This window comes from Erwinia billingiae Eb661 (genome assembly GCF_000196615.1).
Taxonomy (GTDB): Bacteria; Pseudomonadota; Gammaproteobacteria; order Enterobacterales; family Enterobacteriaceae; genus Erwinia; species Erwinia billingiae.
Map to the genome: position 1 here is coordinate 2,243,317 of NC_014306.1, position 16,024 is coordinate 2,259,340.

Here is a 16,024-nt window from a genome sequence, read left to right on the forward strand (position 1 = left end):
CCGGTTGTTAATTGTTAATTCTTTTTAATCAATTTGATCGGTTATGACTAACGGAGGGCAGCAATGTTGAAGCGGATATTTGTGACGGGCACGGATACTGAAGTGGGGAAGACCGTAATCAGCCGCGCGCTCCTGCAGAAGCTGGCTGAAGGCAATAAAAGCACGGTGGGCTATAAGCCTGTCGCCAAAAGCAGCCAGCAAACAGAGCAGGGGCTCAGGAACAAAGATGCGCTGATCCTGCAATCTTCCTCCACGCTGCAATTGCCTTATGCCGCGATCAATCCGTTCACCGTGCTCGATGATGAGGTGAGCACCAGTCAGGACATCTTCGTTGATTACGCCACATTAAGCACCGGACTCAGTTCGTTAACTGAGCAGGCGGATTATGTGGTGGTGGAAGGTACCGGCGGCTGGCGCAGCCTGATGACCGATTTACGGCCGCTTTCTGAATGGGTGGTGGAAGAGAAAATTCCGGTGGTGTTGGTGGTCGGCATCAAGCTGGGTTGCCTGAGTCATGCGCTGTTAACGGCGGAAGCGATTATTAATGATGGTTTGCCGCTGCTGGGCTGGGTCGCGAACCGCATCAATCCGGGGCTGGCGCATTACGCTGAAATTATTAAGGTGTTGAGCAACAGCATTCAGGCACCGTTGTTAGGGGAACTGCCGTATCTGCCACGGGCTGAAACGCGCGATTTGGCGAAATACATCGATTTAAGCGCAGTCAGGTTTTGACGGTTTGCATCGGCCTGACAGGAAAAGGCCCTTAACTGACTTTCAGCGGCGTCCCTGTAGCTGAAAGTCAGTTATCGTCGGATCAGGACAGGTTCAAGGCGCGACGTGTACGACCAGAACTCAGATAGCCCGCAATATAATCCTGCGAAATCTCCCCGCTGTATCGGCCTTCTTCATCGACAATCGGCATCCACACCAGATTGTGCTCATACAGTTTCGACAGCACGATACGCAGGTTCTCTTCCGCACGACCGGTGACGGTAAACTTGTTCAGCATTTCAATACACTGTCCGGTGGCACCGCGCGCCTCACGACGTTTTACAAAGCCCAGCGGCTTGCCGTCATCATCCACTACGGTAATGGAGCGCATGTCGTTGTCATCCATCATGCCGAACGCTTCAGACAGCGGCGTATTCTTCTTCACGGTGATGGTGGGCTGCTGATCGGTAACGTCGCCGGCCTGAACCAGCAGAAGGCGTTTCAGCGTACGGTCCTGGCCAACGAAAGAGCCAACAAAGTCGTTAGCCGGCTTCGCCAGCAGCTCATCCGGGCTGGCGCACTGCACGATTTTCCCCTGACCGAATACCGCGATTCGGTCACCCAGTTTCAACGCCTCATCAATATCGTGGCTGACCAGCATCACCGTTTTCTTTAGCTGGCGCTGCATATCCAGAAACTCATTCTGGATCACTTCACGGTTGATCGGGTCGACCGCGCCGAAGGGCTCATCCATCAGCAGTACCGGTGGATCTGCGGCCAGCGCACGGATCACGCCGATACGCTGCTGCTGTCCGCCGGACATCTCACGCGGATAGCGATGCAGGAAGGTTTTCGGATCCAGCGCCACCATGCTCATCAGCTCAGTCGCGCGCTCACGACAGCGCTTTTTATCCCAGCCAAGCATTTTTGGCACCACGGTAATGTTCTCTTCGATGGTCATGTTAGGGAACAGACCAATCTGCTGGATCACATAGCCGATGTTGCGGCGCAGCGTCACCGTATCCAGCCCGCTGGTGTCTTCGCCATTAATCAGGATTTTGCCGCTGGTTGACGGGATCAGACGGTTAATCATCTTCAGTGTGGTGGACTTTCCGCAGCCAGAAGGGCCGAGCAGCACACACATTTCGCCTTCCGGCACGTTCAGGCTGACGTTATCCACGGCATTAAAGGTGGACCCATTTTTCTGGCTAAACGTTTTTGTGAGATTTTCCAGTTTTATCATTATCGAATCCCCTTCGGAGTCAGCGCCAGCTGCAAGCGGTGCAGCAGCCAGTCGAGAATAATTGCCAGCAAACAAATCATCAGCGCGCCTGCAATCAACATACGGACGTCACTGCCGCTGATGCCGTCAAGCAACAGCAGGCCGAGACCACCCGCACCAATCACGGCGGCAATCGCCATGACACCCACATTCATCACTACCGCGGTACGAATACCGCCGAAAATGACCGGCAGCGCCATTGGGATCTCCACCCAACGCAGACGCTGCGAAAAGGTCATGCCGATTCCACGTCCCGCTTCACGCAAACCCGGCGGTATATTTTCCAGCGCGGTATGGGTGTTGCGCACAATCGGCAGCAGGGAATAGAGGAATACCGCGGTGACCGCAGGCAGCACGCCAATGCCCTGACCGATCATGGAAAACAGCGGGATCATCAGGCCAAACAGCGCGATAGACGGGATGGTCAGCACGATAGTCGCCAGGCCCAGCACCGGCGTTGCCAGCCACTTATAGCGAACAATGACGATGCCGAGCGGTACGCCGATGACGATCGCCATACCGACGGCCAGCCCGACCAGCCACAGATGCTGAAAGGTCAGTGAGGCTAAATAGCTCCAGTTATCAATAATATAATGAATGGTATCCATACTGCCTCCTTAGATTAAGCCTTTCGATTTAAGGAAATCACTCGCGACCGTCTGCGGCGACTGATGATCGATATCAACGCGCTTGTTCATCTCGGTGATGGCTTCATCGGTGATAAACGGTGACAGGGTATTTAGCGCATCGGCCAGTCCCGGATGGGAATCCAGCGTCTCTTTGGTGACCACCGGCGTTACCGCGTAGCTTGGGAAGAAGTTCTTATCATCCTTCAGCACTTTCAGCTCGAACCCTTTTACGCGGCCATCGGTGGTATAGATCAGTCCGGCATCGACAAAACCATCACGAATGGCGTTGTACACCAGGCCTGGGTCCATCTGGCGGATTTGCGGGCGATCCAGCGGCATGTTGTAGGCTTTCTGCAGAGGTTTCATGCCATCAGAGCGGCCGGCAAATTCCAGATCCAGCCCTAACATCCAGTTATGGTCGGGATCGTTTTTACGCACTTCTTCAATCTTCGCCACCAGCTGTGACATGGTGTCGATATGCTCTTCATCGGCACGTTTGCGCTGCATAGCAAACGCGTAGGTGTTGTTCATTGGCGCCGGATTAAGCCATACCAGGCCAAGTTTGGCATCAAGATTTTTCACCGTCTCGTAAGCCTCTTTCGAGGACATCGGCTTGTTGATATGGTTGAAAATAATCAGCGAGGTGCCGGTATATTCCCAGGTCATATCAACCTGCTTATTGATCATCGCATTGCGGCCGATGGTGGTGGCGATATTGGTTTTCGCTTCAATCTGGAAACCTTTCTTGCGCAGATACTGGGTGGTCAACGCGGAAAGGATATGCTGCTCGGTGAAGCTTTTCGTCGCCATCACAATCGGTTCAGCGGCGGCCACGGTGGCACTCATGGCCAGCGTGGCGCTCAGCGCCAGTGCGGTATGACGAACCCAGCGGGTTAACGAAGAGGCCTTAGCCATGTATTGCTCCTTATTATTCTTCTAAACGGCCGTATGCGGGCTGACCAGACGGCCAAGGCCTGCCAGCAACATATCGAGGATCAGCGCAAACAGCGCGGTCGCAGCGGCACCCAGGATCAGCGTCGGGAAGTCGTTAAGGTAGATGCCGGGGAAGATCAGCTCGCCATAGCTACTGGCACCAATCAGAAACGCCAGCGGCGCGGTTCCGACGTTAATTGCGGTAGCCACACGGATGCCGGACAGCATCACCGGCCAGGCATTGGGCAATTCTACCTTACGCAGGCGCTGACCTTTGGTCATGCCAATGCCGTTGGCCGCTTCAATCAGCGAGGCCGGCACCGAACACAGGCCCGAATAGGTATTTCGCACAATGGGCAGCAAAGACGCGAGGAACAGGGCGATAATCGCCGGACGATCGCCAATGCCAATCACCACCATCGCCAGCGCCAGAACGGCGAGGGGCGGTAAAGTGTTACCCACATTGAAGATCTGCATGACATACTCGGCCCACTTTCGGGCGGCGGGGCGGCTGAGGATAATCCCACTGGGGATGCCGACCAGCAAGGCGAACAGCATTGACCAGAACACCAGCATCATATGCTGCTGGCCAAGGTACACCAGGTCTACCTGGCGGGCTTTGATGCTTTCAACGCCCAGGCCGTATACCAGCAAGCCAATGACTACGGCAAGAAACAGAACGGCCAGTGCAGCACGCCGGAGAAGCGTTTGGTTTTGCATGAATTCCTTTCTCCCTGATATTCCGGAATGAAGCGTGCCCCGGAAACGGTTATAAATGTGACGTTAAACGCTTTTATTGGATAAAGGGTTTGAAAGCGCCTTAAAACCTATAGCAGGCTAGTCACGGCTGTGCCAAGTTTTAGGCCGAAAATCAGTAGGATAGTTTTCGACCATACTGATGCAGAAGCCTTACCAGCACTGGCTTGAGTTCAATGAAAATATTTTATCGTCAAATTGGTGACACCGTAACAAATAGCCGTTTATAAGAAAGCACGTTTCGGAAACTCTGTCCTTAAAACCAGGCCAGAATAGAAGGAGTTTATCAAGGGAACCCTATGTCTGAATCAGCACAACACCAGGTCACGCATCGCCACTGGATACTGGTCGCCGCCATGCTGGCGATGTTTATGGCGGCCATTGAAGTGACTATTGTTGCTACCGCCATGCCAACGATCATTGCCGAACTCGGCGGCTTTTCGCTGTTTGGTTGGGTTTTTTCTATCTACCTGCTGACTCAGGCAGTGAGCGTGCCAATCTACGGACGTCTGGCGGATCTCTGGGGCCGGAAACGGGTGTTCTTTATTGGCACTTCACTGTTTTTGATCGGCTCAATACTCTGTGGATTTGCCAGCAATATGGCGTGGCTGATCCTGTTCCGCGCATTTCAGGGGCTGGGCGCAGGGGCGATTATGCCGCTGACCTCAACCATCATCGCCGATGTTTACCCGCCTAAAGAGCGGGCCAGCATTCAAGGGTGGCTTTCCAGCGTATGGGGAATTGCGGCCATTACCGGACCGCTGACCGGCGCGTGGATCGTTCAGCACTTTAACTGGGCGCTGATATTTTGGGTAAACGTGCCGATTGGCATTATCTCGATGCTGATGCTGGCCAAATGGTTTCCTGAATCCAGCAAAGAACAGACGCAAAAGCTCAATCTGGCCGGCAGCGGCTGGTTAATGCTCACCGTGACAGCGCTGTTAACGGCGTTGTTACAGGCCGAGAGCCTCGGTTACTGGTCGGTGGCGCTGTTGGTCATCGCTCTGTTGTCGGGCTATGCGTTAGTCAGGCATGAGCGGGGCGCTGATGAGCCGTTGTTCCCGATGGCTATCTGGCGCAGCCGCACGCTGGTCGCCGGCAATGCCGGAAATCTGGTGATTGGCGCGGCGATGATGGGGATCAGTGCCTTTCTGCCCACCTGGATTCAGGGGGTAAACGGCGGCACGCCGCTGCAGGCTGGCAGTGCGTTAGCGATGATGTCGATCGGCTGGCCGCTCGCCAGCACCCTCAGTGGCAGATTGATGCAGCGAACCTCATACCGGTTTACCGCGCAGTTGGGTTCGGTGTTGTTAATCGTAGGCACGGCGATGCTACTGACGCTACACAGCAACAGTTCGGTCTTTCACGCCGGGATATCAGCTTTTGTGATCGGCACCGGCATGGGGATGACCAGCACCACCTTCCTGATTGCGGTACAAAACACTGCGGAGTTTCATATTCGCGGCATCTGCACCGCATCGATTATGTTTAGCCGCATGTTGGGTTCAGCGCTGGGCACGGCGGTATTGGGCGCGGTACTTAACTATAACCTGCTGATCCGCCTGCCGGATTACAACGATCCGGTACAACAAATCATGTCGCATTCACAGCGTGAAGCGTTGCATCATGGCACGCTGCACCAGATGGTGAGTGAGATTGCCTTGTCGTTGCATTGGGTTTTTGCGGTGTCGGTGGGCATTGCGATGGCGAGTCTGGTGATCGCGCGATTTATCCCGGCGACAAAACCGCATTAGGTGGCACGGGCATGGCAGAATTGTTGAAGAGTTGAAGAGTTGAAGAGTTGAAGAGTTGAAGAGTTGAAGAGTTAAAGAGTTAAAGGGGGCGAAGCGTTTCGCCCCCAACGCGTCAGGAAGCGGGTGCATCCTGTGAAGTGCCGGTGCTGGCTGGCACCGCGTCATTATCGGCGCCGTTGCGCTTATAGACAATTTTCTGCGTATCGTTTTCACAGTGACCGACAACCTGGCCGCCGGCCTGGTCTGCCTGATCGTTTGGCACGATATCCAGCGAGAAATCGCCCGCCGCTACGCCATTATTGATAATCTTCTGATTAATATCCGCTTTTACCGTTTCACAGGAAGCCTGTGCGGCCAGAGGTGCAACAACCATCAGTGCGGCTAACATCCACTTAGTGTGTTTCATCATGTCATCCCTATTTTTGCGTGTGCTATCAATACTGTGCTAACTATAGCAGCTCAGGGCGCAATGATCTGACGACCAGAGCGGCGATCCAGGCAGCGCTGAGTATTCGGCTCCCAGTAGGCATTCACGTTCAGACTTTGATCGCAGGCATCACGGGTATCAGCAGCCCGATCGTACTTGTCGAAATTCTTCTCAACGCGCGAGTTTACTTTGTTACGTAAACGATGAGTTTCATCCCATTGCTCTTTTTCCTGACGAGCCTGCTCATTGCTCAGGGCATTATTGCCATCCTGAATAATCAACCTGTCAGTTTGCGCCTGTGCGCTGTGCTGGATGCTGAACAAAGTGCCAAAAAGCACCAGCGGCAGAGCAGCCTTGCTCAGATGTTTTTGCCATTGTTTCATCGTCATTTCCTTGGTTTTGCTGTTGATCCCAACGCCTGTCGGCAAGCGTATGCTTAAGATAGTATATCATCAGGCTGAAAAGGCTCACCAGTCAGCCGCGTCTTCGTTTAGGTTTCAGAGAGTGAATGAATGCTGTTTTTTAAGACAACCTTGCTGTTTTTTCTCACCGCGCTGGCAGAAATTATAGGCTGTTTCCTGCCGTACCTGTGGCTTAAAAAGGGCGGTTCCGTGCTGTTGCTGCTGCCGGCAGCGGCCAGTCTGGCCGCCTTTGTCTGGCTGTTAACCCTGCATCCTGCGGCAAGCGGACGCGTGTATGCCGCTTACGGCGGCGTCTATGTGGTGACCGCGTTACTGTGGTTGCGTTTTGTCGATGGTGTAAAGCTGAGCCAGTACGACTGGCTGGGTGCCATCATCGCCTTTAGCGGCATGCTGATCATTGTTGCAGGCTGGGGAAGGAGTTAACGGGGTAAGGGCAAGCGGGGTAGATTCAGGAGCGAATCGGAACCTCACTTGCCCATCTGACTTATTCCTGAGCTAATGCTTCCAGGTTATCGCGGAAAGCGGTGACGGCAATCGCCCGGTTATCGGCCTGATAACGGTCTTTCGCTGCGGGTGCTGAGCTTTGCACCGCAATCAATTGCCACGCATCATTCACCTTCAGTAATAGCGGGGAACCGCTGTCGCCAGGCAAGGTATCACACTGGTGTGAAAGCACGCCTTTTTGTGCCCAGCCGGTCACCAGACAATCGCTATGAGAATACAACGTTTCCAGATGATCCAGCGGATAGCCTGCCTGGGTCACTTTGCGATCCTGGGTTTTTAACGCATCGGTTAAATCGCTGCGGCTACCGTCAAATAACGGGATTGGCGTAATACCGGAAGGCGGATTGCGCAAAATAATCAGACCGTAATCATAAGGGGCCGCAGAAGAAGGGACAATCCAGCCGTCACCGTCTGCTTTCAATTTGTGGCCGAGTTCGGGATCGACACGGGTTTCGATATCGTGAATATCATAACGCCAGCGACCTTTGGTATTTGAAATAAAGCGCAGAGCAATGGCTTTATCGACTTTACCCGGCGGGGCCAACAGGCAATGGCCGGCGGTCAGAACCAGGTGAGCAGAGATCAGGGTAGCGCTACAGAGATTGCCGCTTGCCGTTTCCAGTTGGCCGATGGCTTCCCAGGGTGGGCTGGCGGTATCAGCGACAGGTTTGCGATCGTCTTTCCCAAAGAACAGGGTTTTGACGTCAGCGGCACTAGGGCTTTCATCGTCATCATCTGCGTGGGCATAAAACGAAAAGGCTAAACATCCGATTAAAAAAACAGCTGTCAGTCGCATGTCTCTCTCTGAGTGGAGAATTAATGGGGGGAGTTAACCACGGCGTGATAATAACTATAGTCGTATAGTCAAAAAAAAGGGAGTTTAATTTGGAATATCAGCACGCTACGAAAGTTACAGGTAAAAACTGGCGGCGATAACACCACAAAGGATCATAAAGCCCAGGATAATTTCGAATAAATAGCGACGCACCATCATCCGATACTCCAGGAAAGAAACACCCGGAATAATCCGGGTGTTTGATTGAAAGGCTGTTGAGGGGGGAGTCTGGCTCCCGCTTCATGAATTACGCTTTAGGAGCAGCGGCTTTCTTAGCAACTTTCTTGTGGTGTACTTTTTTCGCTGCCTGAGCTTTCTGAGCTACTGGCTTAGCGGCTTTCTTGTGGTGCACTTTTTTAGCAGCCTGCGCTTTCTGAGCGACTGGCTTAGTGGCTTTTTTGTGGTGCACTTTTTTAGCAGCCTGCGCTTTCTGAGCGACTGGCTTAGTGGCTTTCTTGTGATGTACTTTTTTCGCTGCCTGCGCTTTCTGAGCTACTGGCTTAGCGGCTTTCTTGTGGTGCACTTTCTTAGCAGCCTGCGCTTTCTGAGCAACTGGCTTCTTAGCGGTTTTCTTGTGGTGCACTTTCTTGGCAGCCTGCGCTTTCTGCACAGTTGCTTTGTGTTTTTTGTGATGCTTAGCGGTAGTCGCTTTAGCCGGAGCAGCAGTCGTTGCAGCAGAAGTGGTTGCTGGAGCGGCGGTGGTTTCAGCAGCGAAAGCAACTGAAGACATACCCATTGCAGCGGCTACAACCAGAGCAAATAATTTTTTCATTGAAAAACCCTCAAAAGTTTAGTTCATGTGTCAGCCCACTGCGGGGCCGGTGAAGTAACTATATGAGAAGGGGGAAAGGCTTTCAGTGAGTGATTGGTATCGGCGTGTAACGGATTGTACGAAGTGAGGAAGGCAGGCGTGTAGCCTGCCTTGCAGGGGGATCAGAAGCCGTTTAAATAACGATTTTCCAGATGTTGACGGAAGTATTGCGGGTTAAGATCTTCCCCGGTGGCGTTCTCAATCAGCTGTTTGGTACTGAAACGGCTGCCGTGCTGCCAGATATTTTGCTGTAACCAGTCAAACACCGGCTGCAGGTTGCCTTCGCGCAGCAGTTCATTAACGTCAGGCAGCGCTTTCTTCACGCCCTGGAACAGCTGAGCGGCGTACATGGCACCCAGGGTATAGGTTGGGAAATAACCAAAGGCACCATCGGTCCAGTGAATATCCTGCATACAGCCGTCACGGTAGTTGCCGGTGGTATCCAGACCCAGCAGTGACTGCATTTTTTCCTGCCAGAGATCCGGGATATCGTCGACCTCAATCTCGCCTTCGATTAACGCACGTTCAATCTCATAACGCAGAATGATGTGTGCCGGGTAGCTGACTTCATCGGCATCAACGCGGATCAGGCCTGGCTTCACCCGCTGATTCAGCGCGATAAAATTGCCTTCTTCCAGCTCCGGACGATCGCCAATCAGCAGCTTAACCTGGGGCAGCAGCAGGCTGAGGAAATCCGCGCTGCGTCCGAGCTGTTTTTCAAAGAACAGGCTTTGCGATTCGTGGATCGCGGTGGAGCGGGCATGAGCAACCGGCTGGCCTGCCCACTGCTTTGGCAGGTTCTGCTCGTAGCGCGCATGACCGGTTTCGTGGATCACGCCCATCATCGCGCTGATAAATTCGTTCTCGTTATAGCGGGTGGTGATGCGCACGTCATCAGGAACGCCGCCGCAGAACGGATGCGCGCTGACATCCAGTCGGCCCGCATTGAAATCAAAGCCCAGCTGCTTCATCACCGCCAGACCCAGCTGTTTCTGCGATTCGACCGCAAACGGGCCAACCGGCACATCCACCACTTCCTGAGCCTGCTTATCAACAATGCGCTGCAGTAACGATGGCAGCCACTCTTTGATCTCGCCAAAGGTCTTATCCAGTTTGGCACTGGTCATGCCCGGCTCGTAAATATCCAGCAGCGCATCGTAGCGCGAACAACCGTTAGCCTGGGCGCGGATTTCGGCTTCCTCGCGGCTCAGCTTCACCACTTCCTTCAGGTTCTCTGCAAACCCTTGCCAGTCGTTAGCCGGACGCTGCTGACGCCAGGCGTGCTCACAACGGGAACCGGCAATCGATTTGGCTTCCACCAGCGAGGCGGGAAGCAGGGCAGCCTGCTGCCATGCGCGGCGCATCTCGAACAGGTTGGCGCGCTCAACATCATTCAGTGAAGCCTGTTCAGCTTCATCCAGCCAGTGGCCAACCTCTTTTGCGGTCAGGATTTCGTGCTGCAGCACGCTCAGTTCCGCCAGGGCAGCACCGCGCGCGCTGCTGCCACCTGGCGGCATCATGGTCATCATATCCCAGCCAGCAATGGCGGAGAGGTGGCCGAATCGCGACAGGCGCGTGAAGGTCCGGGTTAAATTAGCGTAGGCAGATGACATGGCGCTCCCTTGAATGATTTATGGCGCTGTCAGGCAGCGCGAGGTGACGATAAGGGTAAATTAACTGGCCAGCAAAAGCGAACGCTGGCGCCGCCGAGCGGGCTGGCATCGATCAGCACATAGCCGTCAAATGCCTGGGCAATGGAGTGGACAATCGCCAGGCCCAGGCCACAGCCGCCAGTCGCGCGGTCACGGCTGGGATCGAGACGCATGAAGGGCTCGAATACGCGCTCGCGCTCTTCCAGCGGAATGCCCGGACCATCGTCTTCCACCTGCAGGCAGGCAGTATCACCGTCAAACCACAGGCCGACCCGCAGCCGCTGGTCAGCATAGCGCAGCGCGTTGTTGACCAGGTTGTCCAACACCCGCTCCATCAGGCGGGTATCCGCCACGCCCAGGTTTTGACGCTGCGGCATATCCAGTTCGATAGTGAAGTCAGGCTGAACCGAGCGGATATCATCCAGCCGTTCACGCAGCCATTCGGCTAAATCCAGTGACTGCAAATTCAGATCAACCTTAGGGCGATCCAGCCGGGCATAGGTCAGCAGTTCTTCAATCAGCGCTTCAAGCTGACCAATGTCCCGGTTCAGCGCCGCCGCTTCGGCATCGGTGAGGTTATCGCTCATCTCCAGCCGGTAACGCAGGCGAACCAGCGGGGTGCGTAATTCATGGGCGATGCCGTCAATCAGCTGTTTTTTACTGGCCACCAGCGTATTGATGTTGTCGGCCATCTGATTAAACGCCACGCCAAGGCGCAGCAGGCTGGAGGCGCTGTCGAAATGGATGCGCTCGTTCAGATGGCCCTGGCCAAAGCGCTGGGCGGCCGTTTCCAGCCTGAGCATGTCTTTCCAGTGCGGTCGCATCCAGATAAACACCGGCAGCGCCAGCGAGATGCCAATAAAGGCTAACAGCGCGATATCCAGAATGCGCATCTCATGCAGGAAGAACAGATAGGGAATAGGCCCAACCGCCAGCACATAGTGGCTGCGGGGAATATGCTGCAGGAAGGTGTACTGATCGTCCAGCGCCACAATCTCACCGGCGCGCAAGCGGCGCAGGGTCGGGGGATCCAGCTGATAGCTGCTCATCGGTTCTATATGCAGCTTGAAAGATAAATTCAGCTCCAGATTATCGATGGTTTTATTCCAGTCGCGTGGCGGAATTTCACGCAGTTCGCTGCGCATCAGATAGAGCGAGCTTTTCATCAGGTCATCCATCGACTGACGACCGGCCCGCTCGGCGGTAAATTTATACACCAGGCCGACCAGCATCGCCATGACCAGAAAGCAGACGAACAGCAGCAGGTAAAACTGAATAAACAGCTTCTTCATTTAGCGTCCCACGCGTGTGGCGCAAAAAGGTAGCCCTTATTACGAATGGTCTTGATGCGATAGGGTTCGGTGGCGCTGTCCAGCAACTTTTTACGCAGGCGGGAGATCGCCACGTCAATGCTGCGATCCATGCCATCATAGCTGACGCCACGCAGCGTTTTCAGCAGGGCATCGCGGTTAAGGATCGACCCGGCATGCGTCGCCAGCTCCCACAGCAGATCAAAGTCCGCAGTTGAAAGGGCGACGACTTCATTATTCAGCGAAACCTGGCGGTTGACCGGATCGATAGCCAGCGTGCCGAAGCGCAACGCATTCTGACCGGCAACTTTAGGCGCGATCTCATCACTCTGGCTGCTGCTGCCAGCCTGACGCAGATGCAGGCGTAGCCGCGCCAGCAATACCGCGGGTGGGGTGGTTTTCAGAATGTAATCATTGGCCCCCATCTCGAGAGAGAGAATGTGATTCATGTCGCTGTCGAGAGACGTCAGCAGCACGATCGGCCCCGACCAGTCCTGGCCGGCACGCAGGTCCCGACACAAGGTCATGCCGTCTTTGCCAGGCAGCATAATATCCAGCATCACCAGGTCTGGCATGGCTGCCGCGATGGTCGCTTCGGCCCGATCGCCACGGCTTTCAACAATCACTTCAATATCATGGCGACTCAGGTACGCGGCGATCAGTTCACCAACATCCTGGTCATCTTCGACAAACACGATTTTGTTCATAGGGCTGTTTTTCTGAAATGGAAAGGCAAGATTACCCTTTGTTAAACTTAACTACTATTACCCGCTGCTAAATAACGTCAGATGTATAGTATAAGCACCCTATACTATGCCATTATATCCGCCGGGTTGCCGTGGCGACTCAGGGGAATAATCTTGAGAGAAAGGAGAACGAGAGTGTCTGATAATAAGCTGGCATCTGCCGGGTGCAGTGATTATATCTGCCTCAATTATATCGATTTTCTCGCCGCATCCTGTAAAAAGCGTTGGAGCTTTATGGATGCGATCTATGGGGTTATCCCGATTTTCGGTGTGGTGACCCGAAACTCCCGCGACCTGCCTGAAATCCCTTCTGAAAGACTCAAAGCGCTGGCGTTACAAATCATTTCGACCCAGGTCAGCGATGAGATAAACATCGCCCGATTGATTACCCTCGCTGAACAACAACACATTGAGCAGTTTGATATTCTTCTGCCTTATCCGCTTTCGGATCGTCAGCTTGACCTCGTCCATCAGGAGTACGTCAAGCCGCTGACCCTGCAGCAGAAAGATGACCGCTTAACGGTCAACCTTCCGGCCTTTTCGCACTAGCGAACCAGCATCCACATCGCAGGTGCCGACGCCACCACCAGCAATGCCATCGCCCCTTTTTCCAGCACGTTAAGCTGCGCTGTGCCGCGTCCACCCCGGCGGGCAAACAGGAACAGCAGTACGCCTGGCGCATACAGCACTACCGAAAGCAGCAGATGCAGTGGGCCTGAGGCATACAGCAGCCAGAGGCCATACGCACTGGCGCCGCTGGCGATAGCCATGATGCCCGGTCGGTTTAGCTGACGCGCCACCTTAAACAGATACGCACCCACCAGGAAATACGGCACCAGGATCATTTCTGAGGCAATGGTCAGCAGCGTGTTGTAATCCGACCCCGTCAGCCAGATCAACACCAGGCACACCTGCACACTGATATTGGTTAGCCACAGCGACGCGGAAGGCGCGCCGCGACGGTTCTGCTTTGCCAGCGATCGCGGGAAGGCGCCATGCTCTGCGGCCATCAGCGGCACTTCGGCGGCCATAATCGTCCAGCTGAGATACGCACCGCACACCGACACAATTAAGCCCACGGCGATGATCACATCTCCCCAGGATCCGACCAGACGGGTCATTAATCCGGCCATCGATGGATTGCGCATGCCAGCCAGTTCCGCTCTTGGCACCAGGCCTAAAGAGAGCAGGGTGACCAGCAGATAAACAATCAGTGCCGCCATTACCGCCAGTAAGGTCGCGCGGCCCACATCCTTCTTATTACGCGCGCGGGCAGACACCACCACCGCGCCTTCCACGCCGATAAACACCCACAGGGTTATCAGCATGGTGTCTTTCACCTGCTGCCAGACCGGCGTGTGCAGCGCCAGGCCGGTAAAGTCAAAATGGAAGCGGTCATAGTTAAATGCCACGGCGGCAAGCACCACAAACAGCCCTAACGGCACCAGCTTACCCAACGTGGCCACCAGATTGATGCTGGCGGCGGTTTGCACGCCACGGAGCACCAGCCAGTGCACCATCCACAGCAGCACGGAAGCGCCGAGCACCGCCTGCCAGGTGTTACCATCACCGAACACCACGTGTCCCGGCGAATCGGTAAAGAAGCTGAGCGCGGAAAAGACAATCACCAGATAGGAAACGTTGGCGATCACCGCACAAAGCCAGTAGCCCCAGGCGGAACAAAACCCGACCAGCTCACCAAAACCTGCACGGGCATAGGTAAAAATGCCTCCATCCAGTTCGGGCTTCAGGCGCGTCAGTAACAGCAACGCCAGTGACAGCAAAATAATGCCCGCGCCGGTGATGGCCCAGCCGATCAACAGCGCTGCCGGGCTGGCAACTGCCGCCATATTTTGCGGCAGGCTGAATACGCCCGCGCCAAGCATCGAGCTGAGAACCAACGCGGTCAGCGCGGTAAGACCTAATTTTTTGTCCAAAAAAGCATCCCGATAGCAGAATAAAACACCAGTTCAGTGATAATCCGTCGCGTTTAATGCGTGTAAACAGCATGGGCCGTGAAGGGATCAACTGAAGAAGGCGGGGATTCTACGGAGTGAGGGCAGGAGATGCAATGCGAACAGGCTGGTTTGTGACTGGTTATGCACAATCAGGGTAGGAAGTATGCAAAAGAGAGAAGACGGCCCGGGAGCCGTCTTCTGACGAGATTACTTGAACAGGTCAGCAGAGACCGTCAGGTTACCGCCGCTCTGGTTAGACCATTGACGCGTGATGTGATAGTACTTCGCGCCTTTCTTAATCGCCGCCTGACCAACAGCATCAGAAATTTCGGTTGGGGTACCGAAGTGGCCGGTAAAGGTCACGCTGTCGAATGGCTGCATCTGTGCCGCAGTGATGGCGCTCACTTCCTGCACGCTCTTGCCGTCCGGTGTTTTGACCGTGTAGCGCTGACCGGTAGAGGATTGCGTCTCGAAGAAACGTCCCACATCCGCGCTTGGCGTTTGCGAGGACGCAACGCCTGGGATTTGTACCTTCGCCGCTTCCGCACCACCCGCCGCCAGCGCCGCTTTACCGGCTTGAGAATCAGCAGGGATCAGGTCTGGAGACTGAACTTTACGCTCTGGCGCATTGGCTTTGTAGACATAGGCGGTGATGTACTGGTTGCCGCCGCTGTTGGCATCAATCTGACGAACAATAAAGAAGGACGCAGCGCCTTTCTCTTTTGCCGCTTTAGTGATGGCATCATTGACGTCAGGCTGACTGCGGTAGAAACCACTGATCGAAACCGTATCGTAAGGTTCTAATTTATAGGCTTCAGCTTTATTCAGTTCACGAACGCCGTTGATCACGCGGTCGTTAGAAGGTGCCGCTGCAGGCGCATCATTGTGATACACGTCTGCCACAACACGCCAGTTCCCGCCATTGCCGTTGGTATCATTAATACTTTGAATGTAATAAGAAGCGGCGCCCAACTCATCGGCACGTTTTGACACGGCAGCGCTGGCGTCGTTAATCGCATTAAAACGGCCAGAAATCGCAATACGATCAAAGGGTTTCAGCGCGGCCGCTTTTTCTGGTGACAGTTCCTGTGCCGCAAAAGCGGATAATGATGTGAGTGACAACAGGGCTGACGCCAGAATGGTGTTCTTCAGCTTCATAAAAATAATCCTTCGCCTTACGCAAAAAATGAGTACGAAAACGTGCTGGACTCTTGATGTGTAACAGATTAGCAGCCGATTATTGCATGTAATAATGCCTGCTGTCTCAGCCATTTTGAGCGATTGGTTGTCTGCG

Annotated in this window: 18 protein-coding genes; 4 read left to right on the plus strand and 14 right to left on the minus strand. The window is 54.4% G+C overall.

Annotated elements, in window-relative coordinates:
• Positions 1-63 precede the first annotated feature (63 nt).
• Positions 64-732 (plus strand): dethiobiotin synthase, encoded by a 669-nt coding sequence (gene bioD / locus EBC_RS11750; RefSeq protein ID WP_013202007.1) that lies wholly within the window; start codon positions 64-66, stop codon positions 730-732.
• Between the two features lie 82 nt (positions 733-814).
• Here bioD and osmV read toward each other — a convergent pair whose 3' ends face one another.
• From osmV to osmY, 4 genes are read right to left on the minus strand one after another with little or no spacing between them, the layout of a single operon-like run.
• Entirely contained in the window at positions 815-1,954 is a 1,140-nt protein-coding gene (gene osmV / locus EBC_RS11755) for an osmoprotectant ABC transporter ATP-binding protein OsmV (RefSeq protein WP_013202008.1), read from the minus strand.
• Positions 1,954-2,601, minus strand: coding sequence for an osmoprotectant ABC transporter permease OsmW (osmW, locus tag EBC_RS11760; RefSeq protein ID WP_013202009.1), 648 nt, complete (start codon positions 2,599-2,601; stop codon positions 1,954-1,956). Before osmW ends, osmV begins: the two co-directional genes overlap by 1 nt.
• 9 nt (positions 2,602-2,610) lie before the next feature.
• Complete coding sequence (locus tag EBC_RS11765; RefSeq protein ID WP_013202010.1) at positions 2,611-3,537, minus strand: glycine betaine ABC transporter substrate-binding protein; 927 nt, start codon at positions 3,535-3,537, stop codon at positions 2,611-2,613.
• A gap of 21 nt (positions 3,538-3,558) precedes the next feature.
• Positions 3,559-4,275 carry an osmoprotectant ABC transporter permease OsmY gene (gene osmY, locus EBC_RS11770; RefSeq protein ID WP_013202011.1) on the minus strand — a complete coding sequence of 239 codons (717 nt, stop codon included), beginning with the start codon at positions 4,273-4,275 and terminating at the stop codon, positions 3,559-3,561.
• A gap of 335 nt (positions 4,276-4,610) precedes the next feature.
• Here osmY and EBC_RS11775 point away from each other — a divergent pair, with 335 nt between their 5' ends.
• Positions 4,611-6,065 (plus strand): MDR family MFS transporter, encoded by a 1,455-nt coding sequence (locus tag EBC_RS11775; RefSeq protein ID WP_013202012.1) that lies wholly within the window; start codon positions 4,611-4,613, stop codon positions 6,063-6,065.
• A gap of 112 nt (positions 6,066-6,177) precedes the next feature.
• Here the strand turns inward: EBC_RS11775 and EBC_RS11780 are convergent, their stop codons facing one another.
• Together EBC_RS11780 and EBC_RS11785 are read right to left on the minus strand one after the other, a co-directional pair.
• The gene (locus EBC_RS11780) at positions 6,178-6,474 is read right to left on the minus strand and encodes a DUF1161 domain-containing protein (RefSeq protein WP_013202013.1); all 297 of its coding nucleotides are present in this window, start codon (positions 6,472-6,474) and stop codon (positions 6,178-6,180) included.
• A gap of 50 nt (positions 6,475-6,524) precedes the next feature.
• Entirely contained in the window at positions 6,525-6,875 is a 351-nt protein-coding gene (locus EBC_RS11785; RefSeq protein WP_013202014.1) for a DUF1283 family protein, read from the minus strand.
• A 129-nt stretch (positions 6,876-7,004) separates the two neighbouring features.
• Between EBC_RS11785 and EBC_RS11790 the strand changes: the two genes are divergently transcribed.
• Positions 7,005-7,337, plus strand: a complete 333-nt coding sequence (locus EBC_RS11790; RefSeq protein ID WP_013202015.1) for a YnfA family protein — start codon at positions 7,005-7,007, stop codon at positions 7,335-7,337.
• Positions 7,338-7,398: 61 nt separating this feature from the next.
• Here the strand turns inward: EBC_RS11790 and EBC_RS11795 are convergent, their stop codons facing one another.
• The 6 genes from EBC_RS11795 to rstA form a co-directional block, all read right to left on the minus strand.
• Entirely contained in the window at positions 7,399-8,214 is an 816-nt protein-coding gene (locus EBC_RS11795; RefSeq protein ID WP_013202016.1) for a trypsin-like serine peptidase, read from the minus strand.
• 114 nt (positions 8,215-8,328) lie between these two features.
• Positions 8,329-8,412, minus strand: a complete 84-nt coding sequence (gene ydgU / locus EBC_RS26395; RefSeq protein WP_455864531.1) for a small membrane protein YdgU — start codon at positions 8,410-8,412, stop codon at positions 8,329-8,331.
• Positions 8,413-8,500: 88 nt separating this feature from the next.
• A complete protein-coding gene (asr, locus tag EBC_RS11800; RefSeq protein ID WP_013202017.1) occupies positions 8,501-9,025 on the minus strand; it encodes an acid resistance repetitive basic protein Asr in 525 nt (174 codons plus the stop codon).
• 161 nt (positions 9,026-9,186) lie between these two features.
• Entirely contained in the window at positions 9,187-10,677 is a 1,491-nt protein-coding gene (locus EBC_RS11805; RefSeq protein WP_013202018.1) for a carboxypeptidase M32, read from the minus strand.
• A 29-nt stretch (positions 10,678-10,706) separates the two neighbouring features.
• The gene (gene rstB, locus EBC_RS11810) at positions 10,707-12,008 is read right to left on the minus strand and encodes a two-component system sensor histidine kinase RstB (RefSeq protein ID WP_013202019.1); all 1,302 of its coding nucleotides are present in this window, start codon (positions 12,006-12,008) and stop codon (positions 10,707-10,709) included.
• The gene (gene rstA, locus EBC_RS11815; RefSeq protein WP_013202020.1) at positions 12,005-12,733 is read right to left on the minus strand and encodes a two-component system response regulator RstA; all 729 of its coding nucleotides are present in this window, start codon (positions 12,731-12,733) and stop codon (positions 12,005-12,007) included. The genes rstB and rstA overlap by 4 nt, the downstream gene beginning before the upstream one ends.
• A gap of 174 nt (positions 12,734-12,907) precedes the next feature.
• Here rstA and EBC_RS11820 point away from each other — a divergent pair, with 174 nt between their 5' ends.
• The gene (locus tag EBC_RS11820) at positions 12,908-13,321 is read left to right on the plus strand and encodes a hypothetical protein (RefSeq protein WP_013202021.1); all 414 of its coding nucleotides are present in this window, start codon (positions 12,908-12,910) and stop codon (positions 13,319-13,321) included.
• Here the strand turns inward: EBC_RS11820 and EBC_RS11825 are convergent.
• On the minus strand, positions 13,318-14,709 hold the full coding sequence (locus EBC_RS11825; protein WP_013202022.1) for an amino acid permease: 1,392 nt from the start codon (positions 14,707-14,709) through the stop codon (positions 13,318-13,320). The genes EBC_RS11820 and EBC_RS11825 overlap by 4 nt on opposite strands.
• 228 nt (positions 14,710-14,937) lie before the next feature.
• Positions 14,938-15,888, minus strand: coding sequence for a DUF1471 family protein YdgH (gene ydgH / locus EBC_RS11830; protein ID WP_013202023.1), 951 nt, complete (start codon positions 15,886-15,888; stop codon positions 14,938-14,940).
• Between the last annotated feature and the right edge of the window lie 136 nt (positions 15,889-16,024).